This window comes from Caballeronia mineralivorans PML1(12), assembly GCF_001028175.1.
GTDB lineage: Bacteria > Pseudomonadota > Gammaproteobacteria > Burkholderiales > Burkholderiaceae > Caballeronia > Caballeronia mineralivorans.
The window spans coordinates 174,833-201,072 of the sequence record NZ_AEJF01000075.1 but is presented as its reverse complement, the minus strand read 5'-3'; the positions used below and the strand labels follow the sequence as shown (position 1 = coordinate 201,072).

Here is a 26,240-nt window from a genome sequence, read left to right as displayed (position 1 = left end):
TGCGCTAGACGCCTTCTTCCGTGTCGGTATCGGTAGGGGTGCCGGCTTTGGCTTCGGGTGACGCTGACGTTGAAAGCTCTATAGAAGCTTGCTGTGCCGGACTGGACGCGCCAAGTTTAAACGCAGCGAACACCCGCAGGGTCGCTTCCAGGTCCTCGCGGGTCACGTTGTTCAGCACGTCGGCGCGCAGTCCGATCAGCTCTTTTTCGATCTTGGCGGTCACCGTGCGGCCTTCGTCGGTGAGCGAGATTATTTTTGCGCGGCGGTCGTCGGGGTCTTCGTCGCGACGCACCAGATTGGCTGCGCATAGCTGATCGAGCAGGCGCACCAGCGATGGTCCCTCGATGCCGGTCAGTTCCGCCAGCGCGACCTGCCGGACGGGCGCGTCCAGCCGTGCCGCGATGAGTAGCGGTGTCGCGCAGGCTTCGGAGACGTTATAGGCTGCGATGACGCCTTGGCTCGTGCGCCGCCACTGGCGGGCGGAGATGACAAGTGCGCTGCTGACGGATTGACGAAGGACATCGATTGCTGGCATGGCGCGCATTGTATTTCGACGACAATTCGTTAGCAAGCTACTTAATTAATTTTCTGAAGCGCGATGGAGCGGCGTTCGGAAGGCGCGCTTATCGCGCGTGGCCGCGCTTGAGCAGGAGTTTGCTCAGTACCGCGAACGCCATCGTGGGGAGTTCATCAAGTTTGCGCACAACGATGTTATGCGCATAAAACTTTTCTACGGTGTCGTCGAGAAGTCCGACGCCGATCAGTTCGATACCTGAGTTCGTGATTTGGTCGATGCGTGCCCGCAAGTCGGTGCGCAGAATCACCGGATGACCGTCGCCCGTAGCGGGGTAACCGTCGGACAGCACCATCAGGATGCGACGGCCGGCGCGTTGCGCAGCCAAGCGCTCTGCGGCCCAGACCAGCGCCTCGCCGTCCGGATTCTCGTGACCGCAATCGATCGCGCCTAAACCCACTGGATTGTTCGAACCGAAACGCTTGTAGATTTGCAGGTCGAGTCGTTCGATGCGGCGGTTGTAGCGGCTCAAGTCTTCGCCTTCTGCTAGTTTCTGCTCGTAAAGTGCGTGCATCTCCGGCGATTCGACTGAGCTGTAGCCCAGCACTTCGCAGGCAAAGGACAGTTGCATCAGTGCGTCGCAAAGGGCGGCGGCACAGAGCCGTGCGAGATCCATCTTTCGGCCGGCCATGGAGCCGCTGCGGTCGATCAGGAGCGTGACAGCGGCGTCCCGGCCTTCAGTTGTGCGCTTAACGCGAAACGGCGTCCGGTATCCCGGTGACACCACCAATTTCGCCAGCGCTGGGCGATCAATCTCCCCGCGTTCCTGTTCGCGTTTCCAGTGCGTCTGTTCGTCGGCTTTTAACGCGCGTTCGAGACGTGACGTAAGCGGCGCGGTTTCCGCACGCGCGAGCGCGCGCAGGTTGCGCCATACACCGGCATCGCCGAGGCCTGTGAGATCGGTGATGAGATCGAACTCGGTCGTGAGCGGAATTGACAGGCGAGGGCGGCCGTCGATCATGTCGATATCGAGCGCCATCGGGGCTGCAGGCGCCCGTGCTTCCGAAGCCTCCGCCGTGGCGTCCGACGGCGCTTGGGCCACGCTGGCGGCATCGGCGGAAGCGGCGTCGGACGTTTCCGCCGATGCCGCCGCATCCAGCGCATCCGGATCGCCCGACACGCGCTCGGCGTCGAGCGTGTCGTCGGCATCGGCGGTAAACATCATGGTGTTTACATCGCCGGCTGCAAGCGACCTGATCCGCGCAACCAGCGCCTGTGCGCCCGCCACGCTTTCGCCCGTCGAGCGGCTCGCGCGGGCGGTCTGCAGGAGTTCACTCACGGCGCCGAGCGTGGCGATGAGGGCAGGCGTTCGCTCGGTCACGGCAGGTGTTTCGTCCCAAAGCGTCTTGTCGATGAACCAGATCAGCTTGTCGCGCCAGGGCAGAGTGGGCCAGCGTTCGTGCGTGTTTCGTGCCGTTCGTTCGCGCAGTTTGCCGACAAATCCGCGCGCACCGGGATAGTCGCTGAACAGCCGCTCACACACCCGCCGATCCTCGATCGCCTGCGCGATCTGCCGGGTTACGCCGGGATTGAGCGCGCTGATTTCATCGATGGCGGAAAACTTCGAGCGCGCCACCAGCAAGTCGAGCTGGCCGGTGAGTGCGTCCAGATCAATCGCGCCTTCGGCCTCCGCGGAGAGTTCCGGTAACACGATGCGGTCGCGTTCCACGCGCGGTCCGCTTGTATCGAATAACACCGTCACGCCGTATCGGCCCGTCAGAACGCGCGCGATCTTGCCGAGCATGGCGTCTGAATGGGTGACGTTGGGGGTGGCCACGCCGGTTACCGGATGAAGTTGAGGTTCACGCTGCTTTCCGCTTCGCCTGGAAGTCCTTGATCGAGCCCAAACGCCGCGCTCACACGCCCCGCGTATGGTCCAACGCTTGCGTGACTCGGCCTAAGCACCGCGCTCATTCGTCGAACGCGATGTGATGCCGGATGATGCTGCGGATCAGCGCGGCGTCCTCGACGCTCACTTTCGCGTAGATCGCGGGGCCGGCGGCGCGTTCCGGGTCGCCGGAACGCAGCATCAGGTCGGCCCAGTCGAGCAAACGCCGGGTGGAAAACGCGCTCGCTAGATCCTCGCGGGCAAACGCCGCCCGGCAATCGGCGGCGATCGCGGCGAGCGTTTGCGCCATCGGCCGCGTGACACGGGCGCCGAGCGTGCGCATCAACACTTCCGCCTCTTCCTCCGGCGACAGGTAATTCATCAGATACACGCGCCAGCGATCCAGAAACGCCTCGTTCATCAGGTTGGCGCCCTGATACAAATGCCGATAAACGCTCATCGCGCCGACCGCGTTCGCTGTAGCAAACAGCCGGAAAGACGGGTGCGGCGCGACCAGTTCGTTGCCTTTTTCCTTGAGCAGCAAACGGCCGTGGGGTTCGAGCACGGCGGTGAGAACCGCGAGAATCGATGGCTCGGCGAAGTCGATTTCATCGACGACGAGCCACAGGCCTTCGCGCATCGCGGTAGGCAGCACGCCGTCCACCCAGATCGTTTCGCCGCCTTTCACGGTCCAGAAACCCACGAAATCGCCGATGGTCGTCTGCCCGTTCATATTCGCCCGCAAGACGCCGCGTTGCGTGCGCGCGGCGACTTGTTCGATCAGGCTCGTTTTGCCGGCACCGGTATGGCCGATCAGCAGCACGCGACGGTTCTCCACGATGTCCTGAAGGACGTCGCCGAAACGCTCGGGGAAGAGATACGCGGGGTTCAGGCGCGGCACGAGCGGACCGGCCTGTCCGACAGGCATTTCCACCGTGCCGATGACCGTCGTTGCTACGGTTGATACCCGATTCGCGACTTGTAACGGTTGGTGCACCGCTTGCCGAAGCTCTTTCAGAAACCCGGTCGGTCCGGCAGCCGGCAGCGCCCGAAGCACGGGGTCCCCGGGGCGGAAAAAACCCTCTCGATGCCACTTTTGCAGCTTCGACTTGAGGTTTTCCAGGTCGACGACTGTGTCGATATTGGCCGGCCCATCGCCGTGTCCGTGCTCGATCCGATACATCTGCGGCCGGTCGGAGAGCGTCACCTGCCACCACTCGGTGGTTTCTCCCGTCAAGCGCTCGTACCGGCCAATTTGAGGATCGTCTTGAAACTTGGGTTCGGGCGCGTTCATTGGATTTCGGGCATCGGCGCGATGAATGGTGAATGGATGAAGCCGGATGTTCGAAACTCTACACGGTCGAGGGGCGTGGTTCAGGGAGATGGCGGAATTGTGGTCCGCGCGAAGGGAGCTTTTTCAGGGTTGGGGCCACGGAATGTTCGAGGTCGTGGGCTGGCTGCTCCAAACTTCATGTTTTAGATTTATATTTAGTAACTGCTCAATAACCTGGGGCGAACGGCGGCATCCTCGCTGTTCGGAGACAGGAGCGATACGATGGCGCTACTGCGGCGTATCGTCGACGTATAACCTGACCTTTTCTGGTCTCCACCGTCATGCCCAAGGCCAGAATCAACAGAGAGCGCGAACATCGGATCACAATGGAGATCGTCGTCGATGCCTACAACGAAGAAGAGAGGGCGATGGCGTGGTACTACTATCTCGAAGAGCAACTCACGTTTCCATTCGAAGCTCGCATCCGCCAAGCCATGGCTGCTTCGCCGCTGCGGCCTGGTGAAACTGCTTCGGCCACCGGGCTTGCTCATGAAGACCTGTGTCGGGTCGGCATTTTCGTGTGGGTTCGGTGCAACCAACGTGATCTGGTGGTGCCCTTGGCTCAACTCGTCCCGGTGAGACCTGATGAGCCGACACGAGTGGCAGTTGCCGACTGGCACTACTGGCATGATCAAGGCTACGCATTTTGACTTCTGAAACGCGCAGACGGGTACGTTCAAGCAGAGCGAACGAGGCGTTGTTCAAGCAAGTGCGGCAGTGGTGGGATGTGATCGCTGTATGAAACGCGATCGGTCAGGTAATTCCAGAATGAAATGCCCAGCTTACGACAGGTCTTCTTCAGGCTGGAGAAGGTGTCGCGACATTGCCGACCGAGTTCACTGCGCGTACCGCCACTGATCTTCTGCTTTTTCACGTGATCGCGAATATCGCGCTCACTGTCATTGGTGTGCAGCGGGACCTCAGGGCGCTCCAGCACCAGCAGCAACTCGGACTTGTTCAGGCGAATCCGCCTGAGCAAACGGTTGAGTGTCGCGTAGCGGGTCTTCTGCGAGAAGACCGCGTCAAAGCGCTTTTTCAGTTCGCGCTTGCGTTTGAGGGTGGGATACCGCTTGTAGTCCTTGAGCTGCGCGTACAGCGACCAAATGTCACTGCGCACGCGTGCAATATCCTCGCGGTGTTGATCATTCAACGGCAGCAGCTTGTGAACCAGGCGCTCCGCGTGTACCCAACATAAGCCGTGAATCAAGACATTGAACTGTCCGGCGTCATCGCTGATGATGGCGAGATCCTGAGCCACGCCGCGCCGCTTCAGGCTGCCCAGCAACGCGCCCTCGGTGGCCATGTTGCGGTAGCGGGCAACGTCCATGCCCAGGACGTCGAGGTGGAGTTGCCACGCGCGCTGATCGGCAAAGCTTGCGCGCTCGTGCTCACGCAGCGCCTGCAGGAACACTTGCGAGAGCCCTTGCTTTTTCATGTAAGCGAGCGCGTCTTCGTTGATCTGGTAGCCATGTCCCGCGCCGAGCAGTTCGAGGAAATTGATGCGGCTTTTCGAGCACGTGCTTTTGAACCAGGCGAAGTGTTCGTTACCGATGTGGGTGACGTAACCATTGTTGCCTTGATGGCGAGTGCCCGTGTCATCGACCGTCACATACGCTGAGAGCGCGAGCCCAGTGGACAACAGCCCGTCTTTTTCCGCGTGAAAGCGCTCTTTGCCCTCTTGCAGCAGCACGTTCAGCTGCCCGGACGAGATCTCGATGCCCCATTCGCGCAGTTGCTCGCACAACAGCGGCTGCGTCACGTGACAATGGTGATGCTGGTACAGCACATAGCTGACCAGCGTCGCGCCAAAGTGGCTGCCGGCGACGGCTCGGGGAAGCTGCCCGGTCAAGGTCTGACCGTCTGGTGTTTGCCAGCGTGCGAGCCGATAGCGCGTGTTGCGAGAGCCGATCACCAGGTCCTGCACCACGAAGTCTCGATACCCTTTGAATCGGGAGCCTCGCGGGATCCGCTCGGCCGGCTCGATGATCTCTTCGCAATCGATCTTCAGTTGGGCGGTCTTGCTCCTGCTGGGCTTACCACGTCGTCTGGCCGGCTTCGTTTGCTGCTGCCGATCGGGTGCGCAGGCTTTGCCAGCCTCCTCATGCATGCGGCTCGGTTTGAACTTCGGGCGCGTCTTCTCACCCTTGAGCACGGCGACTTCATCCTTCAGATGCAACTCCTGCTCCTGCAGGCGAAGGATGATTTCGATGAGGCCTTCACCCCAGGAGAGCAACCTCATGACCGCGGGCGTGTGCTCGACTTTGGGGATATACGGCGCAGCGAGTTTTTTCCTCACGACTGCGCGAGGCTATGCGCGCTTGCCAGCTTTGCGCAGCCGGGCGATTTCCTGTTCCAGTGCCTGAAGCCGCTCTTGCTGGCGATTGACCATATCGGTCAGTTGCTCGAGCACCGCCAGCAATTCAAGCTCCCGCGGCGTCAATTCGTCTCGCGCGATATCCGGCGGGATAAATTTTTGAGAGATGCTCATGACCTGGCAACGTAGAGAGTGGCGACGCGACGAAAGTTAACATCGCCGTCCACGGTTTACAAGCGAAATTCGTTGCGGCCTGCGAGAAGGTCGTCGCCTGCATCCTAGCCCGATGATCCAGCCAAAGCTGACGCAACGCCTGGCGGGATTGCCCCAGGTTATTGAGCAGTTACTATATTTATAGTTAAGTAATTGATACTTAATGAATATTTTTAGAAATGTGTGTGCCATTTGCCGAATCTCGAAATCACCGTCACAAGCAGATGTAAACGTCTGTTTTTGCGAAAAAAGAATTGCTCTGAAGATGGTGCATCTTAAAGTGTCGTATCAAATCTTCCTCATGTTCTTGTTTAACTACATAAAAATAGAATAAACATTTGATTTTATTGGGAAAAACTAAATTTCTAATATTTTAGATTGAATGCGGCCCATATCCATTTGATTTTTATGCATTTTTCGTCGCTTACCGAGCAAATTTTGGCTGCTTACAAGCTCGAAAGCGGATGAACTATCATCCGCATACCCTTGATCCACCATCCCACCCGCACAGCACCTTCCGTCTCCTGATGGCAAAATAGCCGCTTCCCCGACCAGGAGCCGCAATGAGCACCCCAATTCAGCACGATTTCCGCAGCGATACCGTCACCCGACCCAGCCCGGCGATGCGCGCCGCGATGGCATCGGCGGAAGTCGGCGACGATGTTTTCCGCGACGACCCGACCGTCACGAAGCTGGAGGCCGTGATGGCCGAGCGTTTTGGCAAGGAAGCGGCAGTGTTCCTGACGTCGGGTACGCAATCGAATCTCGTCGCGCTGATGGCCCATTGCGAACGTGGCGATGAGTACATCGTCGGCCAGCAAGCGCATTGCTACCGGTGGGAAGCGGGCGGCGCGGCCGTGCTTGGGAGCATCCAGCCGCAACCGCTGAACAATCAGCCGGATGGCTCGCTGCTGCTGGCGGATATCGAGGACGCGATCAAACCCGACGATTCGCACTACGCGCGCACGAGGCTGCTGGCGCTGGAGAACACCATTGGCGGCAAGGTTTTGTCGCAGGACTACATGGAAGCGGCGACGGCGCTCGCTCGTCGCCACGGCCTCGCAACTCATCTGGATGGCGCTCGAGTATTCAACGCGGCTACGGTGCTGAACACGCCGGTGGCCACACTGGCGAAGCCGTTCGATACGGTGTCCGTGTGTTTATCGAAGGGATTGGGGGCGCCGGTCGGCTCGGTGCTGGTCGGTAGCGAGCAGTTGATCGCGAAGGCGCGGCGGACGCGCAAGATGGTCGGCGGCGGCTTACGGCAGGTCGGTATTCTCGCTGCGGCTGGGCTTTACGCGCTGGAGCACAACGTAGCGCGCCTAGCCGACGATCACGCCAACGCGACAACCCTGGCTAAAGGCCTGTCGGCGTACGAACAACTGAAGGTCACAATGCCGGACACGAACATCGTGTTCGTGGAAGTCGACAGCACGATTGCCGCCGACTTCAAGGCTCATCTGGCGGCGCGCGGGATCGGCATTACGTCGGCGTATAGCGCCACGAAGCAGCGCTGGGTCACGCATCTGGATGTGGACAGCGCGGCGGTTGAAACGGCGCTGGCAGCAGTCCAGGCGTTCTTCTCGGCAAGATAAAAACCCGCTCGGGCGTTCATTCTTCCTTGATGAAGTCGATGAACGCGCGCAGCGGCGCCGGCATATGCGTGCGGCTCTGGTAATACAAAAACGGCCCTGAAAAGCTTTCCCACCACTCGTGCAGCACCGGCACGAGTGCGCCGCTTTGTATCGCCGGCCGCAAGAACTCCTCGAACGTATAGATCATTCCTAAACCGGCGGTTGCGGCGCCCACTTCAAGCTCGATCACCGACGCTACCAGCGGCCCGTTCGGCGTAAAGCGAACCTGTTCGCCATTACGCTCGAAGCGCCACGCCGCCAGCACGCCGCTTGCAAACCGATGCCCGATGCAAGCGTGTTCCAGCAAATCGCGAGGATGCTCCGGCCACCCACGCGCCGCGAAATAGGCCGGCGCGGCCGCCGCCACGAAATGCTGGGTGCGCGGTCCGATCGGCACGGCAATCATGTCGCGTTCAATCCGTTCGTCGTAGCGGATGCCGGCATCGAAACCTGCTGCCAGCACGTCGATAAACGTATCGTTCGATACCACCTCCAGCGTGATGCCCGGATGCGCCGCGAGAAAGCGCGCGACGATGGGTGGCAAAACGTGCATTGCCGCGATGGTCGGGACGTTCAGGCGCAAGGTGCCGGTCGGGCTGTCGCGGAAACTGTTAACGGCGTCGAGCGCGCCGGCAATTTCGCCGAGCGCCGGCCCAAGCCTCTCCAGCAGGCGCTGGCCGGCTTCCGTGACCGTGACGCTACGCGTGGTCCGGTTCAACAGCCGCACGCCGAGCCGGGCTTCGAGCCGACGGATTGCCTCACTCAACGCTGACGCCGAGACACCGCGCAAACGCGCCGCAGCCCTGAAACTGCGCACTTCAGTGACCGCCACGAAGGCGCTGAGATCGGAGAGATCGGGATCGTTCATTGTGCGTTTTTCCGTACAGCCCGTTCTGTGACGGCCGGATTGTCGCACGACAAAACGGCTCGCATACTCCTTCCAACGCTCGCAATCACGCGACGCCAGACCTCAAGGAGACGGGAAATGAACCATCTGCAACTCGGCGCGACCGGACCGCGCGTATCCGCGCTTGGACTCGGCTGCATGGGCATGTCCGGCATGTACGGACCGTCCGACCGGAGCGAAAGCATCGCCACGATTCATGCGGCGCTCGACGCCGGCATCACGCTTCTGGACACCGGCGACTTCTACGGCAGCGGCCATAACGAAGCGTTGATCGGCGAAGCGCTGAAGGGCACCAAACGCGACGCCGCAGTCATCAGCGTGAAATTCGGCGCGATGCGCGATCCGTCGGGCGGCTGGGTCGGCTATGACGCGAGGCCCGCGGCCGTCAAGAATTTCCTGACGTACTCGCTGCAGCGCCTGGGTGTGGATTACATCGATATCTATCGTCCCGCGCGACTCGATCCGAACGTGCCGATCGAGGACACTGTGGGCGCGATCGCCGACATGGTGAAGGCCGGCTACGTGCGCCACGTCGGGCTGTCCGAGGTCGGTGCGCAGACCATCCGGCGCGCGGCTGCGGTGCATCCCGTCGTTGATCTGCAGATCGAGTACTCGCTGATTTCACGGGGTATCGAAGGCGATATTCTTTCGACGTGCCGCGAGCTTGGGATAGGGGTGACGGCTTACGGCGTGTTGTCGCGCGGGCTGATCAGCGGTCACTGGCAGGCGACGCAAAACATGAGCGGCGGCGATTTCCGTGCGTACAGCCCGCGTTTCCAGGGCGAAAACGTCGAGCGCAATCTGCAACTGGTCGAAGCGTTGCGGCGGATTGCAGAAGCGAAGGGCGTGTCGGTGGCGCAGATCGCGATTGCATGGGTTGCGGCGCAGGGCAAGGATATCGTGCCGCTGGTTGGCGCGCGGCGGCGAGATCGTTTGACGGAAGCGCTCGGCGCGCTCGATGTCGTGCTGACCCCGGACGACCTCAGCGCGATCGAACACGCAGTGCCGAAGGGCGCCGCGGCCGGCGACCGTTACGCCGCCGCGCAAATGGCCCATCTGGACAGCGAGTCGAGCCACGGCTAAAACGGTTCCAGCCCCGCCGGTCTGACGGCGTTGGCGCGATCCGATTGCAAGTTGGCGCGATCGGATTAGTGCCGCGGGGAGCGCGCTCCTAAAATCCGGTGAACGCAGCACTCATCGTTCACCGTTAAAGGAAGCACGTTTATGTCGTCAGTCTGGCTTATTAGCGGCAGTTCCCGTGGCATCGGCAACGAATTGGCGAAAGCCGTTCTTGCCGCAGGTCATCGTCTTGTAGCGACCGCGCGTCGTCCCGAGGATCTTTCCGCGCTCGCCGTGCAGTATGGCGAGCGCATGCGCGCCGTCGCGCTCGACGTGACCGACCCCGCTTCGGCGCGGGCCGCCGTTCAGCAGGCCGTCGATGCCTTCGGCCGTCTCGATGTCGTTGTGAACAACGCCGGTTACGGCAACATCGCCTCGATCGAGGAAGGCGACGACGCCGATTTCCGCGCGCAGATGGAAACCAATTTCTATGGCGTCTTTAACGTCACCCGCGCTGCGTTGCCGGTCCTGCGCGCGAAGCGCAGCGGCCATATCATCCAGATTTCATCGATAGGCGGACGTGTCGGTTCGCCCGGGCTTGCCGCGTATCAATCGGCGAAATGGGCGGTGGAAGGGTTCTCGGAGGTGTTGTCGAAGGAAGTCGCGCCACTTGGGATCAAGGTGACGATCGTCGAACCGGGCGGATTTCGCACCGACTGGGCCGGTTCGTCGATGACCATCCACACGCCCGGCCCGGATTACGCTACGAGCATCGCGCCTTTGCTGGAGTACCGTAACTCGCACAAGCCGGTCGGCGATCCGGCGAAAGCGGCGCAGGCGATTCTTGGCATCGCTGAATTGGACGAGCCGCCGCTGCGTTTGCTGCTTGGGAGCGACGCGGTGCATATCGCGGGACAAGTTCACGAAGCGCGTGGCGCGATGGATGCGAAGTGGCGCCACGTGAGCCTGTCGACCGATGCCAGCGATGCCACTGACTGGCGCGGTCTGATCGATAAACTCGATATCGTAAAGCAGCCGGTCAGGGATTGATGAGGGTTGGATAAGCGTATGAAAACTGACAGTGTTCCGGTCAGTCACGCACTGCTCGCGCGGCTGGACAAGCTGGGCGTGGATGTGCCGCGGACTTTGCGCACAGCGGGTCTGCCTGTTCCCGCTGTCGCGAACGCCGAGCCGGGCCGGTTCTGGCTCACAACGCAGAAGTACTTCGCGCTGTGGGAGGCTATCGCGCAGGTGAGCGGTGACCCTGCCATCGGCTTGCGCATCGGCGCGGAAACCTCGTATGGGCAGCTCGACGCCATGTTGCTCGCAGCGCTGCATTCCGCTAATTTTGGTGAAGCGCTGGCAAAGCTCGGACGCTACAAACGACTGAGTTGTCCGGAGGAGGTGCTCGTCGCCGTGCAGCGTGACGAGGCGGCTGTGACGTTCCGCTGGTTGCTTGCCGATGGTTTTATCCCCGACCTTCTGGTAGATGCGTTGTTCGCGTCGGCGCTTGCAATGGCGCGGCGCGGGTCGGGTGTTGCGATAAAACCGCGTCGCGTCGAGCTGACAAGACGTTCTGCCCATCGGACGATGTTCGCGCGCCACTATGGCTGCGAGATCGTGTTCGATGCCCCGAACGATGTGCTCGTCTTCGATGCTTCCAGTCTCGCGCTGCCTTTCGTGACACATAACGTCGATTTGCTCGCCGCCGTGTTGCCCCAACTCGATGCCGGCTTGGCTGCGCTCGACCGCGAGCAGACTTTTGCCGATCACGTCGATGCCGTCATCGCGCGAAGCATGCGCGGGCAGCGGCCGAGCGTTGAAGCGCTGGCGCGTGAGTTGGGAATCAGCACACGCACGTTGCAGCGCAAGCTTGCGCTCGACGGGACGAGCTATCAGCAGCAGTTAGACAGGGTGCGCAGCCGGATCGCGCGCCGGCTGCTAGGTAGTACGGATCTCGCTGCGGGCGAGATTGCGTGGTTTCTTGGCTTCGAGGAGGTCAACTCGTTTTCCCGGGCCTTTAGCCAGTGGGAAGGGACGACACCTCAGCGATGGAGAGGAAACGAGGGCAGTAGCCATGATCGGTCGTTTTCAGAACCCGTGGTTTGATTCGGGTTGCTGATGAATTGCCTCGAAGCGGGCGATTCTTACAGCAGTTCTATCCCGTCCAGTTGCGCGGCACACGTATCGCGCACAATGCTCACGAAGTCCTCGAAATACGGGCGGCTGGCAACCGATTTCATCGATACCGCATACAGTTCGCTCCACAGCCCCGCCGGCCCAATGCGCTTCGCCAGCACGTAGTCGTGGTCGACATAATTCTTCACGCCCCAGTTCGGTAGCGCGGCAATGCCGCGCCGGCTCGCCACCAGTTGCATGATCGCGACCGTCAACTCCGCCGTGCGGCGCTCGAGCTTGATACCCGCCGGCTCCAATACGTCCCTGATCAAATCGATGCGCGGTTCCGGTACAGGGTACGTAATCAGCGTCTCGCCTCGCAGATCCTCCGCACTCAACCGGCGTTTGCTTCGCAGTCGATGTTCATTTGCCATCACCGCTAGGATCTCGAACCGGAACAGCGCCGCGATGTGCAAATTGCGCTTGGTCTCCGGCCGCGATCCGATCACCACGTCCGCTTTTCCATCGATAAGAAGGCGCAGCGGGTCCGCATGAAAACCCGCGACGAGATCCACTTCGACCTCGGGCCAGCGTCGTCGAAACTCGTCCATCACCGGCATCAGCCAGTCGAAGCACGTGTGGCACTCCAGCACGATCCGTAGTTCACCACGCGTGTCGCCTTTCAAACGCGCGACGTCGCGCTCGGCGGCGCTGACCGCCGCCAGCACTTCGCGTCCAAGCGCCAGGACCCGTTCGCCCGCAGCCGTGAAACGCAATCCATGCCGCGTCCGCTCGAACAGCGAGGCGTCGTAGTGGCTCTCGATGTCCTTGATCTGATGGGACAGCGCGGACTGGCTCAGGTTGACGCGCTCGGCGGCAGCCACGAGTTTTCCCGATTCCGCGATCGCGACCAGCGAGCGCAGATGACGTATTTCCAGCATCTCTAGTGATCCAGATTAAGCTACGGCCACGGTGCATCGCCATAGCGATATGAACAAAACTAATACATGGATGAAAACATCTCGCTAGACGAATATTAGCGCGACTCGCAGACTCCCGGCTATTCAATCAGGAGTTTCACATGGCACGCACTCACATCCTCGGCTTTCCGCGCGTCGGCGCTCACCGTGAACTCAAATTCGCGCAAGAGGCCTTCTGGCGCGGAGAGTCGGACGAAGCGGCCTTGCGCGGCGTCGCGAAAGACTTGCGCAATCGTCACTGGACGCTGCAGCGCTCGGCCGGGCTTGACTTCGTGACGGTCGGCGACTTCGCGTACTACGATCAAATGCTCAACCTGAGCGCGCTGCTCGGCGCATTGCCTGCTCGTTTCGGGTTCACGCCCTCAACGCTGACACTCTCGCAATACTACGAACTGGCGCGCGGCAACACGGCTCAGCCAGCGATGGAAATGACCAAGTGGTTCGACACGAATTACCACTACCTCGTGCCGGAACTGGGATCGCAGACCACGTTCGACGGCGGGGTCGACTGGTTCTTCGATGAAATCGACGAAGCGCTTGCGCGGAATTTGCCGGTCAAGCCCGTGCTGGTCGGGCCGGTGACGTATCTGTATTTATCGAAGACGCATGAATCCGGGTTCGACCGGCTGAGCTTGCTGCCCGCACTGATCGCGCGATACGCCGCGATCCTCGAGCAACTCAGGCGGCGCGGCATCGAATGGGTGCAACTCGATGAACCCGCGTTGTGCCTCGATCTCGAACCACAATGGCTCGACGCATTCGCGATCGCGTACGACAACCTGGGCGCGTGCGGCGTGAACGTGATGCTGGCGACCTACTTCGACACTGCGGCCGATAAAGCCCGGCTCGTCGCGAAGCTGCCCGTCCACGGTATTCATATCGACCTCGTGCGTGCGCCGCAGCAACTCGACGTGTGGCGCGCGGTGTTGCCTGCGCCGACTGTGCTGTCGGTGGGTGTTATCGATGGCCGCAACATCTGGCGTGCCGATCTTCGGAAGATCGTGCGTTCCCTGGAGACGTTAAAAACCGAACTGGGCGACCGGTTGTGGATCGCGCCGTCGTGTTCGCTGCTGCATGTCCCGGTATCGCTGGAAGCGGAGCGAAAGCTCGATGCGAGCGTCAAGTCGTGGCTGGCGTTTGCCACCGAGAAGCTCAGCGAACTGAATGTGATCGCGCGGGCTTTGAACGACGGTCAGCCTGCGGTCGAGCAACAACTGGCCGCCGCCGATGCCGCGCTCGATGCTCGCCGTTCGTCCGGGGCAGTGGTCAATCCGCTGGTTCAGAAGCGCGTCGGCGCGGTGACGGACGATATGGCGGAGCGCAAGAGCGGCTTCGCTGAGCGCAACATCATCCAGCGTCAAAGCCTGCGGTTGCCAGCATTGCCGACGACTACGATCGGTTCGTTCCCACAGACGCCCGCGATCCGCCAGACGCGCGCGGCGTTCAAGCGCGGCGACATTGGCGCGCTCGATTATCTGGAGCGCATTCGCGCAGAGATCGAAACGGCCGTGCGCCGGCAAGAAGCACTGGGCCTCGATGTCCTCGTTCATGGCGAAGCCGAGCGCAACGACATGGTCGAGTACTTCGGCGAGCAGTTGTGGGGGTATGCGTTTACGGAGAACGGCTGGGTCCAGAGTTATGGCTCGCGCTGCGTGAAACCGCCGATCATCTACGGCGATATCTATCGTCCGGAGCCGATGACCGTCGACACCACGCGTTATGCGCAGTCGCTGACCGAGCGTCTCATGAAGGGCATGCTGACAGGGCCGGTCACCATGCTGCAATGGTCGTTCGTTCGCGACGACCAGCCGCGTTCAACGACCGCGCTGCAGCTTGCACTGGCCATTCGCAGCGAAGTCAGCGATCTGGAAAAGGCGGGTATCCGCGTGATCCAGATCGATGAACCGGCGTTCCGCGAAGGCCTGCCGTTACGTAAAAGCGACTGGGCGCACTACCTGGAATGGGCGGTGCGCGTGTTCAAGATATCGGCGTCGGCGGTGGCCGACGAGACGCAGATCCACACGCATATGTGCTATTCGGAGTTCAACGATATCCTGCCGTCCATCGCGGCCATGGATGCTGACGTGATCACCATTGAAACGTCGCGCTCGGCGATGGAGCTGCTCGATGGGTTCGGCGAATTCGACTATCCAAACGAGATCGGGCCGGGTGTCTACGACATCCATTCGCCGCGCGTGCCGAGCGTCGAAGCAATCCAGCGTCTGCTGGAACGCGCGTGCGAGGTGATTCCGGCTGAGCGGCTTTGGGTCAATCCCGACTGCGGGTTGAAGACTCGTGGCTGGCCCGAGACGGAGGCGGCTCTGGCGAATATGGTGGAAGCGGCGAAGGCATTACGCGCGAAGCTTGCTATAGAAGCATTGTCGGAAAGCGCAGTGCCTGGTTAAATCAATTCCCGTGATTGACGGTCCGCACGGGCCACGAGTTCATACGCTCGTGCGGGCCGATGCAATAAACTGTGAGGCTTGAATCCAGTCGCGGCCATCACGGCAGCGGACTGGTCCCGGAAATCCAGTTTGAAAAGGACCGATCTTGCTTCACATCGAAACCCCATTGATCCTGCATCCCGGACTGTCTACGCCCACGCGCCGCATCTGGCTCAAGCTTGAAAACCTGCAACCGAGCGGCTCGTTCAAGATGCGCGGCATGGGTCTGCTATGTTCGCGCGCGAAAGCGGCAGGCAAGCGCCGCGTGGTTTGCGCGTCTGGCGGCAACGCCGGTTTCGCGACCGCTTTTGTAGCGCGGTTGCTCGACATGCAGGCTGAAATCGTGGTGCCGTCGACGACCCCTGAAAGCACGCGCCAGCGGATTGCCGCGCTCGGCGCGACGGTGATCGTGCGCGGGGACGTCTGGGACGAAGCGAACGAGCATGCGCTTGCGCTGTCGGCATCCGATGAGGTCGAGTACGTGCCCGCATTCGATCACCCCGTTTTGTGGGAAGGGCATAGCACGATGATCGATGAGATTGTCGCCGTGCTGCCGCAAGTGGATGCGGTCGTGGCCAGCGTGGGTGGGGGCGGGTTGCTCTCAGGCATCTTGACGGGTTTATTGCGGCATGGCCGCACGGATTGCCGGGTTATCGCGTGCGAGACGACGGGCGCGGCGTCGTTCCGCGCGGCGCTCGATGCGGGGCATCCGGTGAAACTAGATCGCGTCGACAGCATCGCGAAGTCGCTCGCGGCGCTTCAGGTGGCGAGCTGGCCTGTCGATGCCATCAAGCAGTTTCCGCACGAGTCGGTAGTCTTGTCCGACGCCGATGCGATCCTGGGCGTGACTCGTTTCGCCGATGACCATCGGCAACTGGTTGAACCGGCTTGCGGGGTGTCGCTTGCTGTCGGTTACCTTGATCATCCGGCGATTGCTGGCGCGCACGATGTGGTGATCGTGGTCTGCGGCGGGGTGAGTGTCGATGCAAGAATGGTGGCGGACTGGGCCAGCTAATTACAGCTAATAGCGCAGCGCCTAGCGGTCGTATGGGTGTTGAATCGATTGATCGTCCTCGTCGAGCACGTCTCCGAAGCCCGTCGGCACAACGACGAGCGGGTGGGTGTTCGTCGTGTCCTGATTGTCGGCAAGCGCGAAGGCCTCCGAAATGATCTTATGCACGTCTTGACGCATCATCGTCACCTCAAACGGTAGATGCGCGGCAAACGGATCCCAGTCGAAGCATCCGACAACCGCCGATTGCACAACATCCCGGGACAGTTGCGACGTGAACTGCACCAGCCCTTCGAACGCTGTAATCGAGTTGATAAACAATCCCGCGGGCAGCCGGCCGAGGCTCTCGTAACCACGAGCGAGCGCTTGCCGGGCGGCGGACGCGTTGTATCCGCAGCAGTCGACCGCATCGGCCGCCGGGCTGATTCCCCTGGCCTCGAAGGCGTCGCGGAACCCTGCAATGCGTTCCTCCGTTGCGTACTCACCAGCGACCCCGCCTAAAAAGACCATTTCTTCGGGAGCACCACCGCGCATCCTCATTTTGTCGATCAACACGTCGGTGAGCGCGCGAGCACCGCCGCGATTGTCCGAGACGACCGAGGGTGCGCCCGCGCCGGGCAAGTCGACATTAATGCAGGAAACGCCCGCCGCCGCACACAGTGAATTAAGCGGGGTAGGGTTTCGCACGCCGGCAATGAACAGGACTTCGACCCGTTGCGAGAGGAGCGTCTCCGTCACGCTTGTCTCGACCGCCGGATCCCGTTGAGTACTGACGACGATGGGGCACAGGCCCCGGCTTCTTGCCTGTTCTTCGAAGGTTTCCGCAAGCCCTGCAAAAAAACGATTGCGATAGTGCGGGAGAATCATGCCGGCGAGTCCGGAGCGAGAGAGCCTCAACCCTCTGGCCCGCATGTTGACGTTGTACCCGAGCTGCTGCGCGCTCTCCAGGATGCGGTTAGCGGTTTCTTCCTTGATCCGATACCGCGTCCAGCTCCCGTTGAGCACCATGCTCACCGCGGTGACCGAAGTGCCGGTCGCCTCGGAGATATCGTAGATCGTGGACTTGCGTCCATTACCGCTGCGGGCCATCTGTATTTCCCCTTTCAATTGCGTTGCGCCGTCACCCGAAGGCTGACCTGCTTCGGCCGGAAACCATACTAGGGTATCCGAGAGTTGACCACATTGCTAAATGGATTCAGCATCAGTTCCGTCGTTAGCTGAATGGATTTAGCAAGTCGAGAATGAGTTCAGCGACCCGGCAATTTTGTCCACAATCAAACCAACGGATTCCCTTGGGCGAGGCTCACCGGAGTCCACGCGGAGGAGGAGACATGTCAAGGTACTTCGTACGCGCTCTGTGCGTAGGCGTCGCTGCATTCGCGTTTGGAACGGGTCTGGCTCTGGCTTCACCCGACAAACCTGTCATTGGGGTAGTGGTAAAAATCGGCGGAATTCCGTGGTTCAACGCCATGGACGCCGGAATCAAGAAGCGAGCGGACCAGCTTGGCGTCAAAGCCTTCATGGTCGGGCCAACCAGTTCCGATCCAGCGCTACAGGTGCGGGCGATCGAGGATTTGATCGCACAGCATGTGGATGTCATCGGCGTTGTGCCGAACGACGCCGAGGTACTGGAACCCGTCTTGCAACGGGCGCGCGCTGCGGGCATCAAGGTCATCACGCACGAGTCGCCGAAGCAAAAGAATGCTGATTGGGATTTCGAACTTGCCTCGGTCAAAGGCTTCGGCGAAGCGTACGCAAAGAACCTGGCGGCTGCCTTGGGTGGCAAGGGCGAATACGCCGTATTCGTCGGGTCGCTGACTGTTCCTTTACACAATGCGTGGGCCGACGCCGCGATCGCTTATCTCAAAGCGAACGATCCCGGCATGACGCTCGTGGGCGACCGTTACGGTGTCGCCGAAGATGTCGACGCGTCACGCAAGACCGCGCTCGATCTGATGCGGGCGCACCCCAACCTTAAAGCCATCCTGGCATTCGGCAGCCAGGGCCCGATCGGGGCTGCTCGCGCGGTGGCGGAAAAGCACGCGCAGGGGAATGTTCTTGTGCTCGGTCCGTTCTCGCCTGGGCAGGGCAAGCGTCTCGTGCACGATGGCGTCTTGACTGGGGGCTATATGTGGAATCCCGAAGTCGCTGGTGAAGTGTTCGTGACCTTGGGTGTGATGGTCGCGAAGGGCGAACCGATCAAGGATGGCACGAAAATCGAAGGGCTTGGGGTCGTCCATCCCGACGGCCATAACCTGATCGTCGACCAACTGGTGGACCTCAACGCGAAAACGGTCGACAACCTCGCGAAGATGGGGCTCTGACCACGATCGAGTCTCGAGATGAGTGAAGCTCAGGAAGACTGACCTTCACTCGACCGATAAACGGCGCGTCAGATCAGGCTACATATCGGTAGCATCGGAGTGTTTTCATGTTTCCAGCGGCTTCCAAGGACCGCCTCGCGCCCGAGCGAGGCAATACCACGAGTGATATGCCAGTTGCCGTCGACACCGGCCGCGCCGCGCTGCTCAAGCTTGAAAATATCACCAAGATATTCGGTGGCGTAAAGGCGCTGCAGGCCGTGAAGTTCGACGTCATGCCGGGCGAGGTGTTGTGCCTTGCGGGCGAAAACGGTTGCGGCAAGAGCACCCTCATTAAGGTGATCAGCGGCGTCTATCAGCCCGAATCCGGAGCCGTCATGCTGATGGACGGGCAATCCATCGAGGGTCTGGAACCGGCGAAGGCCCGGGACCTGGGTATTCAGGTGATCTGGCAGGATCTCGCGCTATTTCCCGAGATGACAGTCGCGGAGAATATTGCCTTCGAACGCAACCTCGGTCCTCGTCCGCGCCTGGTCAACTACGGCCAGATGAAAGTCGCTGCTCGTCGCATTCTGGAGCGGCTGGGCGTTGCCATCGACCTCGGCCGTTCCGTGCGCTCGCTGTCTATCGCTCAGCGGCAGATCGTGGCGGTCGCCCGCGCACTCGTCGCCGATGCCCGGCTTGTGTTCATGGACGAGCCGACGGCATCGCTCAGTCACGCCGAAACCAAAGCACTGCTGACCATCGTCCGCCGCCTGTCGGTCGACGGGATCGCCGTCGTTTTTGTTAGCCATCGGCTTGCTGAAGTGCTCGATGTGTGTACTCGCGTGACCGTGTTGTGTGACGGGCAGTATGTCGGCACCTTCCCCACCGCCGGCATGACGCAAACCCGCCTCACGGAACTCATGACCGGTCGCACGTTCGACTATGCGGTGCGCACCACGGATCTGTCCGCTGCGCCCGTCGTGCTGAAGGTCGAGGGCCTGTCACGGCGAAATGAATACGATGCCGTCTCCTTCTGCGTGAAGAAAGGCGAGATTCTCGGCGTCACCGGCCGGCTCGGCGCAGGGCGAACAGAACTTGCGTTGTCGCTGTTCGGAATGACGCGGCCGGGCGCCGGCGCGGTCAGCCTCGATGGAAAGAAATTATCGCTCGGCTCGAACCGCGACGCGATCCGGGCCGGCATCGCCTATGTTTCGGAAGATCGCCTTCAGCTAGGCCTGGTGCAGCAGCAGTCGATCGGCGACAACACCGTGGCCGCCGTGCTGGACGACCTGCTCGACGCCACCCGTCTGATCGCGCCCGGCAAGCGGGATGCCCTGAGTCGCGATTGGGTTCAGAAGTTGGCGGTCAAGATCGGCAAGCCGCAAGATGCGGTCTCGACGCTGTCCGGTGGCAACCAGCAGCGCATTGTGCTTGCCAAATGGCTGGCGACCAACCCGAAACTGCTGATCCTGGATTCGCCCACGGTAGGGGTCGACGTGGGTGCGCGAGCCGGCATCTTTGCCATCATTCACAAGCTCGCCGAACAGGGCGTGGCCATCTTGCTGATCTCCGACGAGATCCCCGAGGTCTATTTCAACGCCGACCGTATTCTGCATATGCGCAACGGGCGCATGGTCGCTGAATACGTGCCCGGAACCACAACCATCGACCAAATCGAGCGAGACGTCCATGCCTGATCTGCGCAAATGGGGGATCGGTTCGATCGAGGCCCTGCTGATTGTAGTCATCGCCGCGATGGTGGCCGGCCTCGGCGTTTCAACTTCAACTTTCCTCACGCTGCCTAACTTGTTCGACCTGCTTAACCAAAGCGCGGTCAACATCATCTTCGCTGTCGGATTGCTGGTCGTGCTCATTGCCGGCGGGATCGACATCTCATTTGCAGTGGGCGCCTCCGTGGTCCAGTACTTGACCGCGCTCACCGTCATGCGGCTTGGCGGCGGCAACTGGGCATTGGGCTTCATGGTGGCCGCATGGTTCGGCTTTCTGCTGGGCGCCCTCAATGCCACCATCATCTACCACTTTCGCATCGTGTCGATCGTCGTGACGATAGCGACCTTCAACGTGTTCTTCGGCGGCTTGATGTTCCTCACCGGAGGCGTGTCCATCTATGACCTGCCGGACTGGTGGATGACTCGCGTTTCGCTTGTCGCGTTCAAGACGTCAAGCGGCGTCGCGGAGCTTGCACTGCCCGTCGCAGTCATGGCCGTCATGGTAGCGGCCACCTGGTTCCTGCTCCGGCGCACGACCATCGGCCGGCAACTCTACGCAATTGGCGACAACCCCGAGGCGGCCCGGCGTGTCGGCGTCAACGTGGGGGCCATGCATTACGTGGCCTTTGGTTGGCTCGGCATGATGGCCGGCATCGCCGGACTCATGCAGGCTCATTACGTACAAGAGGTGGTGCCCAACGCGCTGTATGGCCGCGAACTCGACGTACTCGCTGCGGTGGTACTCGGTGGTGCCCGGCTGGGTGGTGGGCGCGGCACGATCCTCGGCGCCATCCTTGGCGTCCTGCTGACAGCCATCACCGCGAACGGGCTGAATTTACTCGGGATTTCGCCCTACGCGTTCAAGATGATCATCGGCGCCATCATTCTGATCGCCATCACCTTGTCGAGCGATGGCTTCGCCAAGCTGGCCGGATCGCGCTTCTTGCCACAACGAGCAAAGGCCTCGTCATGAAAACCTCCTCGTCACATCGCTCCGCTGTACCGCTAGTGCAAGCCGACGTCGTCGGTCTACTCGGATTCCTCGCCATCGTGATCGCGGCTATGAGCCTCGCCTCGGATCGCTTCTTTTCCGCCGACACCTTTGTTTCGGTGGCGTTCCAGTTGCCCGAACTGGGGCTCTTTACGCTGGCCATGCTGATGCCGCTGATCTCCGGCGGCTTTAACCTGGCCGTGACCTTCACGGCCAACATAGCCGGGCTCGCGATGGCCTGGGTGCTGCATTCGCAGGGCGGGGCGGATGCCGGCGCCTTAGCTATCGTGCTTGGGATCGCCGCGGCACTTGCCACGGGTGCGGCAGCCGGATGGATCATGGGGGCCATCATCGCGCACACCGGTGCAAGCCCGATCCTGGTGTCCCTCTCGATGATGATCTTCCTGCGCGGCCTCGGGGAATTCCTGACCCACGGCGGAGACATTTCCGGGTTTCCGCCTTTCGTGTTGAAGATGGGCAACGGCCTTTTGCTCGGCGTTCCGGTGCCGCTCTGGATCTTCGCCGGCTGTGCGGCTCTCTGGCATGTCGTGATGACGCGCTCCCGGCTCGGCTTCGCCACACGCATGATCGGCTCGAATATCGAGGCGACCCGTTATTCGGGCATCGATACACGGCGCTCGGTGACCCGGATCTACATGCTGTCCGGCCTGATGTGTGGCGTTGCCGGCGTGGTGATGCTGGCCAGTTTCAATTCCGTGCGCGTCGGGCACGGCGAGGCATTCCTCTTGATCGCCGTGCTTGCCTGCTTCCTCGGGCGCGTGGATCCGTTCGGCGGCTTTGGGCGCGTCGTTCCAGTCGTGATAGCGCTCGTCATCCTGCAGGTCATTGCCTCTGGCCTGAGCCTGCTCGGTGCCAACCAGCACCTGGCCACCGCTTTGTGGGGCGTGTTTTTGCTTGCCGTGATGCTCCTGCGCTGGGCATGGGCACACGGCTATTTTCAGTCTTTGGTCCGCAGACGCGCGACCGCTACGGGAGGAGTTACGCAATGAATAAGCTCGGGGTTCATGCATTGGTATGGGCCGGCGATCTGACGCCGGAGTCAACCCGCAAGGTAATCAGCCAAACCAAGGCTGCCGGTTTCGATCTTGTCGAACTGTCCCTTCACGGGCCGAAGGTCATGGACCTGGCGCTCACACGCGACTTGCTTCAGGAGCACGGGTTGGAGATTGGCTGTTCCCGGGGCCTTACGCTGGATGCCGACGTATCCAGCGACAATCCGGAGTCGGTGGCGCGTGGCCTGGCATTGCTGGAAGAAGGCGTGCGCATCACGGCGGAGCTTGGCGGCAAGTACTTCGGCGGCATCCTGTACGGCGCGATGGCGAAGTACCAGGCGCCGCTCACCGCTCAGGGAAGACGCAACGCGGTTGACTCGTTAAAGCAGATCGCCGATTTCGCATTGAAGAAGGACGTCACCCTCGGCCTCGAAGTGGTGAACCGCTACGAAAGCAACCTGCTCAACACGGCGTCGCAAGCGCTCGCCATGCTGGACGAAGTCGATGCGCCCAACGTCGTTGTGCACCTCGATACCTATCACATGAATATTGAGGAATCCGATTTTATGCAACCGGTGTTGGCGTGCGGCAAGCGTTTGGGCTATGTTCACATCGGCGAAAGTAATCGAGGTTACCTGGGCTCCGGCACCATTGATTTCGCACAGTTCTTCCATGCGCTGGCCATGATCGACTATCAGGGAGTGGTCACCTTCGAGAGCTTCTCGTCCACTGTCGTGAACGAGCAGCTGTCAAACGCGCTGGCGATCTGGCGAAACCTGTGGGATGACAGCATGGATTTGGCCACTCATGCACGGACGTTCATTGCTGGCGGCATCAACGCTGCGGCCAAAGCGAGGGCTCACCATTAACGAGATCCGGGTCGCGTTCTCTCTTCGTTTCGCGGCGAGCGTCCCGGCCACGTGGACATGGGCGACAATCACCATCACTTTTTCGAAACCACTCAGGATTGCGTCCATGATCGAAGATCGCTTTCTCGTACGGCTGCAGCAGCTTATGGCCGACGGCCAGCGCCGTATCCTCGGGCTGGCTGGTGCGCCGGGCGCCGGCAAATCAACGCTGGCGCAGGCCATTCTCGAAGCACTGCCAGGCCGCGCGGTGGTAGTGCCGATGGACGGGTTTCATCTTGCGAACGTCGAACTTGCACGTCTCGGCCGTGCGTCCCGCAAGGGCGCCGAGGATACATTCGACAGTGCCGGTTACGTCGCACTGCTCGCGCGCTTGCGCGCACAGCGTCGCGACGAGATGATCTACGCCCCCACGTTTCGCCGGGAGATCGAAGAACCCGTCGCCGGGGCCATTCCCGTTATGCCGGACGTGCCGCTCGTGATCACCGAAGGTAACTACTTGCTGCTGCAGCACGGCCACTGGAAAGCCGTTCGCCCGCTGCTCGACGAAGCCTGGTATGTCGACATCGATCCGGAGCTGCGCAAGCAGCGGCTTGTTGCCCGCCATGTGGAGTTCGGCCGCGATGAAGACGCTGCCAGACGATGGGTCCAGCAAACTGACGAGGTGAACGCTGCCCTGATCGATTCGACGCGCGCGAACGCCGATCTGGTTTACCACTGGCCGTCGTAGAACGCCTCAACCCGAGTCGCCCGCTGCGCCAGCCAGCCCCCCAGGATTGGCACCCGCTACCTCGGGCAGAACCGCCTCGACGCGCCAGTAAACCAACCACTGGTGCGAGCAAAACCAACTCTCCCGAATCGTCCTACCTATCCTCAGTCGCCTGTCGGCACGTCTGTAAATCGCCGAAACATCCCCCATTGCATCGCAGCAAAAAAAACAGCAAATCCGCTGTAGCGCCAGCATTTTCAACCTCATCGCATTGCACCACGCCGCGCGCAATACAGAAATCCACTTGACTAATACTGTGTGTGGAATATTGTATATCACAAACAACGCCCGCCAAGGAGACAGACGTTATGGCTGAAGTACTGATCACACCGCAGACCGCCACTGCAGCAGAAACAGCGAAAAGAGAAGCACCGGAGACCACCGACGGCTTCCATCTGGTCATCGATGCCCTGAAACTGAACGACCTTCACACAATCTTTGGGCTGGTCGGTATTCCCATCACCGACCTGGCGCGGCTTGCGCAAGCTGAAGGCATGCGCTTCATCGGCTTTCGTCACGAACAGCATGCGGGCAATGCGGCGGCCATCGCCGGCTACATGACGCAAAAGCCCGGGATCTGCATGACCGTTTCGGCGCCGGGCTTCCTGAACGGCCTGACGGCGCTCGCCAACGCGACCACCAATTGCTTCCCGATGATCCTGATCAGCGGATCCAGCGAGCGCGAGATTGTCGACTTGCAGCAAGGCGACTACGAGGAAATGGATCAGCTCAATGCTGCCAAGCCCTACGCCAAGGCCGCCTACCGCGTCCTGCACGCTGAGGACATCGGTATCGGCATTGCGCGCGCGATCCGCGCGGCTGTGTCGGGCCGTCCCGGCGGCGTCTACCTGGACCTACCGGCGAAACTCCTGTCGCAGACCATCGACGCAGTGAAGGGCAAGCAGTCCCTGGTGCGCGTGGTCGACGCGGCTCCGCGCCAGATTCCCGCGCCTGAGTCAGTCAAGCGGGCGCTCGACGTGCTGAAGGGCGCGAAGCGTCCTCTCATCCTCCTTGGCAAGGGCGCTGCCTACGCCCAGGCCGACGTACAGATTCGCGAGCTCGTGGAAAAGAGCGGCATTCCCTACCTGCCGATGTCGATGGCCAAGGGGTTGCTGCCTGACACCCATGAGCAATCGGCATCGGCGGCTCGCTCGTTCGTCCTGCAGGAAGCCGACGTCGTGTTGCTGATCGGCGCGCGCCTGAACTGGCTGCTGTCGCATGGCAAGGGCAAGACGTGGGGCGCGGTACCGAAGCAATTCATCCAGGTCGACATCGCGCCGACGGAAATCGACAGCAACGTGGCTATCGCGGCGCCGGTTATCGGCGATATCGGCTCATGCGTATCGGCCTTGCTGGGCGGCATCGACGCAAGCTTCCCGAAGCCGAGTACCGAGTGGACCGGAGCGATCTCCGAACGCAAGAACAAGAACCTCGAGAAGATGGCCGCGACGCTCGCCAAGAATCCGTCGCCGATGAATTTCCACAGCGCACTGCGCGCGATCCGCGACGTGTTGAAGACGCGCCCGGACATCAACGTGGTCAATGAAGGCGCCAACACCCTCGACTACGCTCGCAGCATCATCGACATGTATGAGCCGCGCAAACGCTTCGACTCGGGCACGTGGGGAATCATGGGTATCGGCATGGGTTTTGCCATCGGCGCTGCGGTGACGAGCGGCAAGCCGGTCGTCGCGATTGAAGGCGACAGCGCGTTCGGCTTCAGCGGCATGGAACTCGAAACCATCTGTCGCTATGACCTGCCGGTTTGCACGATTGTCTTCAACAACAACGGCGTGTATCGCGGCACCGACGTGAACCCGACAGGCGGCAAGGATGTTGCCCCGACGGTGTTCGTCAAGGGCGCCCGCTACGACAAGATGATCGAAGCATTCGGCGGCATCGGCTACAACGCCACGACGCCGGAAGAGCTGACGAAGGCGCTGCAGGAATCCATCGCCTCCGGCAAGCCGACACTCATCAATGCCGTCATCGACGAAGCGGCGGGCACCGAAAGCGGTCGCCTGACCAATCTGAATCCACAAAGCGCAGCGATGAAAAAGTAATTGGGTTCGACGGTATCGGCGGCACGTGCAGCGGGCGCAGCACGTGCCGCCGGTACCGCCGCAAGAACATGAGTAACCAAACCTTT

General features: G+C 61.2%; 22 protein-coding genes. 14 read left to right on the top strand and 8 right to left on the bottom strand.

What is annotated here, in order from left to right; genetic code table 11:
- Positions 1-4: 4 nt before the first annotated feature.
- The 3 genes from EOS_RS10895 to EOS_RS10885 all read right to left on the bottom strand — a co-directional run bounded on the left by EOS_RS10895 (position 5) and on the right by EOS_RS10885 (position 3,696).
- Entirely contained in the window at positions 5-535 is a 531-nt protein-coding gene (locus EOS_RS10895) for a MarR family winged helix-turn-helix transcriptional regulator (RefSeq protein ID WP_047846698.1), read from the bottom strand.
- Positions 536-623: 88 nt separating this feature from the next.
- On the bottom strand, positions 624-1,298 hold the full coding sequence (locus EOS_RS49185; RefSeq protein WP_407639123.1) for a cobaltochelatase CobT-related protein: 675 nt from the start codon (positions 1,296-1,298) through the stop codon (positions 624-626).
- A 1,186-nt stretch (positions 1,299-2,484) separates the two neighbouring features.
- Complete coding sequence (locus EOS_RS10885) at positions 2,485-3,696, bottom strand: AAA family ATPase (RefSeq protein ID WP_047846625.1); 1,212 nt, start codon at positions 3,694-3,696, stop codon at positions 2,485-2,487.
- Positions 3,697-4,016: 320 nt separating this feature from the next.
- Between EOS_RS10885 and EOS_RS10880 the strand changes: the two genes are divergently transcribed.
- Positions 4,017-4,385, top strand: a complete 369-nt coding sequence (locus EOS_RS10880) for a calcium-binding protein (RefSeq protein ID WP_047846624.1) — start codon at positions 4,017-4,019, stop codon at positions 4,383-4,385.
- A gap of 26 nt (positions 4,386-4,411) precedes the next feature.
- On the opposite strand, the gene EOS_RS10875 is transcribed toward EOS_RS10880, so the two are convergent.
- Together EOS_RS10875 and EOS_RS10870 are read right to left on the bottom strand one after the other, a co-directional pair.
- The gene (locus EOS_RS10875; RefSeq protein ID WP_200908629.1) at positions 4,412-6,031 is read right to left on the bottom strand and encodes an IS66 family transposase; all 1,620 of its coding nucleotides are present in this window, start codon (positions 6,029-6,031) and stop codon (positions 4,412-4,414) included.
- A gap of 12 nt (positions 6,032-6,043) precedes the next feature.
- A complete protein-coding gene (locus tag EOS_RS10870) occupies positions 6,044-6,223 on the bottom strand; it encodes a hypothetical protein (RefSeq protein ID WP_047846622.1) in 180 nt (59 codons plus the stop codon).
- 602 nt (positions 6,224-6,825) lie between these two features.
- On the opposite strand from EOS_RS10870, the gene ltaE reads away from it, so the two are divergent.
- Positions 6,826-7,857 (top strand): low-specificity L-threonine aldolase, encoded by a 1,032-nt coding sequence (gene ltaE, locus EOS_RS10865; RefSeq protein ID WP_047846621.1) that lies wholly within the window; start codon positions 6,826-6,828, stop codon positions 7,855-7,857.
- A 16-nt stretch (positions 7,858-7,873) separates the two neighbouring features.
- Here ltaE and EOS_RS10860 read toward each other — a convergent pair whose 3' ends face one another.
- Complete coding sequence (locus EOS_RS10860; protein WP_047846620.1) at positions 7,874-8,764, bottom strand: LysR substrate-binding domain-containing protein; 891 nt, start codon at positions 8,762-8,764, stop codon at positions 7,874-7,876.
- Positions 8,765-8,881: 117 nt separating this feature from the next.
- On the opposite strand from EOS_RS10860, the gene EOS_RS10855 reads away from it, so the two are divergent.
- The 3 genes from EOS_RS10855 (at position 8,882) to EOS_RS10845 (ending at position 11,971) form a co-directional block, all read left to right on the top strand.
- A complete protein-coding gene (locus EOS_RS10855; RefSeq protein WP_047846619.1) occupies positions 8,882-9,886 on the top strand; it encodes an aldo/keto reductase in 1,005 nt (334 codons plus the stop codon).
- A 141-nt stretch (positions 9,887-10,027) separates the two neighbouring features.
- On the top strand, positions 10,028-10,912 hold the full coding sequence (locus tag EOS_RS10850; RefSeq protein WP_047846618.1) for an oxidoreductase: 885 nt from the start codon (positions 10,028-10,030) through the stop codon (positions 10,910-10,912).
- 18 nt (positions 10,913-10,930) lie between these two features.
- The gene (locus EOS_RS10845; protein WP_047846617.1) at positions 10,931-11,971 is read left to right on the top strand and encodes an AraC family transcriptional regulator; all 1,041 of its coding nucleotides are present in this window, start codon (positions 10,931-10,933) and stop codon (positions 11,969-11,971) included.
- 38 nt (positions 11,972-12,009) lie between these two features.
- On the opposite strand, the gene EOS_RS10840 is transcribed toward EOS_RS10845, so the two are convergent.
- Entirely contained in the window at positions 12,010-12,921 is a 912-nt protein-coding gene (locus EOS_RS10840) for a LysR family transcriptional regulator (RefSeq protein ID WP_047846616.1), read from the bottom strand.
- Between the two features lie 140 nt (positions 12,922-13,061).
- On the opposite strand from EOS_RS10840, the gene metE reads away from it, so the two are divergent.
- Both metE and EOS_RS10830 read left to right on the top strand, forming a co-directional pair.
- Entirely contained in the window at positions 13,062-15,365 is a 2,304-nt protein-coding gene (gene metE / locus EOS_RS10835; protein ID WP_047846615.1) for a 5-methyltetrahydropteroyltriglutamate--homocysteine S-methyltransferase, read from the top strand.
- A gap of 145 nt (positions 15,366-15,510) precedes the next feature.
- The gene (locus EOS_RS10830) at positions 15,511-16,419 is read left to right on the top strand and encodes a pyridoxal-phosphate dependent enzyme (RefSeq protein WP_047846614.1); all 909 of its coding nucleotides are present in this window, start codon (positions 15,511-15,513) and stop codon (positions 16,417-16,419) included.
- 21 nt (positions 16,420-16,440) lie between these two features.
- Here EOS_RS10830 and EOS_RS10825 read toward each other — a convergent pair whose 3' ends face one another.
- Positions 16,441-17,505 carry a LacI family DNA-binding transcriptional regulator gene (locus EOS_RS10825; protein WP_047846613.1) on the bottom strand — a complete coding sequence of 355 codons (1,065 nt, stop codon included), beginning with the start codon at positions 17,503-17,505 and terminating at the stop codon, positions 16,441-16,443.
- A 242-nt stretch (positions 17,506-17,747) separates the two neighbouring features.
- On the opposite strand from EOS_RS10825, the gene EOS_RS10820 reads away from it, so the two are divergent.
- The 7 genes from EOS_RS10820 to oxc all read left to right on the top strand — a co-directional run bounded on the left by EOS_RS10820 (position 17,748) and on the right by oxc (position 26,154).
- Entirely contained in the window at positions 17,748-18,740 is a 993-nt protein-coding gene (locus tag EOS_RS10820; RefSeq protein ID WP_047846612.1) for a substrate-binding domain-containing protein, read from the top strand.
- Between the two features lie 167 nt (positions 18,741-18,907).
- Positions 18,908-20,419, top strand: a complete 1,512-nt coding sequence (locus EOS_RS10815) for a sugar ABC transporter ATP-binding protein (protein ID WP_087881919.1) — start codon at positions 18,908-18,910, stop codon at positions 20,417-20,419.
- Positions 20,412-21,425, top strand: a complete 1,014-nt coding sequence (locus EOS_RS10810; RefSeq protein WP_082163305.1) for an ABC transporter permease — start codon at positions 20,412-20,414, stop codon at positions 21,423-21,425. Before EOS_RS10815 ends, EOS_RS10810 begins: the two co-directional genes overlap by 8 nt.
- A 35-nt stretch (positions 21,426-21,460) precedes the next feature.
- Positions 21,461-22,453, top strand: coding sequence for an ABC transporter permease (locus EOS_RS10805; protein WP_235442772.1), 993 nt, complete (start codon positions 21,461-21,463; stop codon positions 22,451-22,453).
- On the top strand, positions 22,450-23,325 hold the full coding sequence (locus EOS_RS10800; protein WP_047846609.1) for a sugar phosphate isomerase/epimerase family protein: 876 nt from the start codon (positions 22,450-22,452) through the stop codon (positions 23,323-23,325). The genes EOS_RS10805 and EOS_RS10800 overlap by 4 nt, the downstream gene beginning before the upstream one ends.
- A gap of 106 nt (positions 23,326-23,431) precedes the next feature.
- Positions 23,432-24,052: a nucleoside/nucleotide kinase family protein gene (locus tag EOS_RS10795; protein ID WP_082163304.1), complete on the top strand. Its 621-nt coding sequence runs from the start codon at positions 23,432-23,434 to the stop codon at positions 24,050-24,052.
- Between the two features lie 347 nt (positions 24,053-24,399).
- Entirely contained in the window at positions 24,400-26,154 is a 1,755-nt protein-coding gene (gene oxc, locus EOS_RS10790; RefSeq protein WP_047846608.1) for an oxalyl-CoA decarboxylase, read from the top strand.
- Positions 26,155-26,240: the final 86 nt, after the last annotated feature.

What these genes read in the sequence shown, in the direction of transcription:
- EOS_RS10810 (WP_082163305.1), top strand. Translation starts at nt 20,412, where the DNA reads ATGCCTGATCTGCGCAAATGGGGGATCGGTTCGATCGAGGCCCTGCTG.
- EOS_RS10855 (WP_047846619.1), top strand. Translation starts at nt 8,882, where the DNA reads ATGAACCATCTGCAACTCGGCGCGACCGGACCGCGCGTATCCGCGCTT.
- EOS_RS10825 (WP_047846613.1), bottom strand. Translation starts at nt 17,505, where the DNA reads ATGGCCCGCAGCGGTAATGGACGCAAGTCCACGATCTACGATATCTCC.
- EOS_RS10880 (WP_047846624.1), top strand. Translation starts at nt 4,017, where the DNA reads ATGCCCAAGGCCAGAATCAACAGAGAGCGCGAACATCGGATCACAATG.
- EOS_RS10885 (WP_047846625.1), bottom strand. Translation starts at nt 3,696, where the DNA reads ATGAACGCGCCCGAACCCAAGTTTCAAGACGATCCTCAAATTGGCCGG.
- EOS_RS10795 (WP_082163304.1), top strand. Translation starts at nt 23,432, where the DNA reads ATGATCGAAGATCGCTTTCTCGTACGGCTGCAGCAGCTTATGGCCGAC.
- oxc (WP_047846608.1), top strand. Translation starts at nt 24,400, where the DNA reads ATGGCTGAAGTACTGATCACACCGCAGACCGCCACTGCAGCAGAAACA.
- EOS_RS10840 (WP_047846616.1), bottom strand. Translation starts at nt 12,921, where the DNA reads ATGCTGGAAATACGTCATCTGCGCTCGCTGGTCGCGATCGCGGAATCG.
- EOS_RS10820 (WP_047846612.1), top strand. Translation starts at nt 17,748, where the DNA reads ATGTCAAGGTACTTCGTACGCGCTCTGTGCGTAGGCGTCGCTGCATTC.
- EOS_RS10870 (WP_047846622.1), bottom strand. Translation starts at nt 6,223, where the DNA reads ATGAGCATCTCTCAAAAATTTATCCCGCCGGATATCGCGCGAGACGAA.
- EOS_RS10815 (WP_087881919.1), top strand. Translation starts at nt 18,908, where the DNA reads ATGCCAGTTGCCGTCGACACCGGCCGCGCCGCGCTGCTCAAGCTTGAA.
- metE (WP_047846615.1), top strand. Translation starts at nt 13,062, where the DNA reads ATGGCACGCACTCACATCCTCGGCTTTCCGCGCGTCGGCGCTCACCGT.
- EOS_RS10845 (WP_047846617.1), top strand. Translation starts at nt 10,931, where the DNA reads ATGAAAACTGACAGTGTTCCGGTCAGTCACGCACTGCTCGCGCGGCTG.
- EOS_RS10860 (WP_047846620.1), bottom strand. Translation starts at nt 8,764, where the DNA reads ATGAACGATCCCGATCTCTCCGATCTCAGCGCCTTCGTGGCGGTCACT.
- EOS_RS10895 (WP_047846698.1), bottom strand. Translation starts at nt 535, where the DNA reads ATGCCAGCAATCGATGTCCTTCGTCAATCCGTCAGCAGCGCACTTGTC.
- EOS_RS10800 (WP_047846609.1), top strand. Translation starts at nt 22,450, where the DNA reads ATGAATAAGCTCGGGGTTCATGCATTGGTATGGGCCGGCGATCTGACG.
- EOS_RS10850 (WP_047846618.1), top strand. Translation starts at nt 10,028, where the DNA reads ATGTCGTCAGTCTGGCTTATTAGCGGCAGTTCCCGTGGCATCGGCAAC.
- ltaE (WP_047846621.1), top strand. Translation starts at nt 6,826, where the DNA reads ATGAGCACCCCAATTCAGCACGATTTCCGCAGCGATACCGTCACCCGA.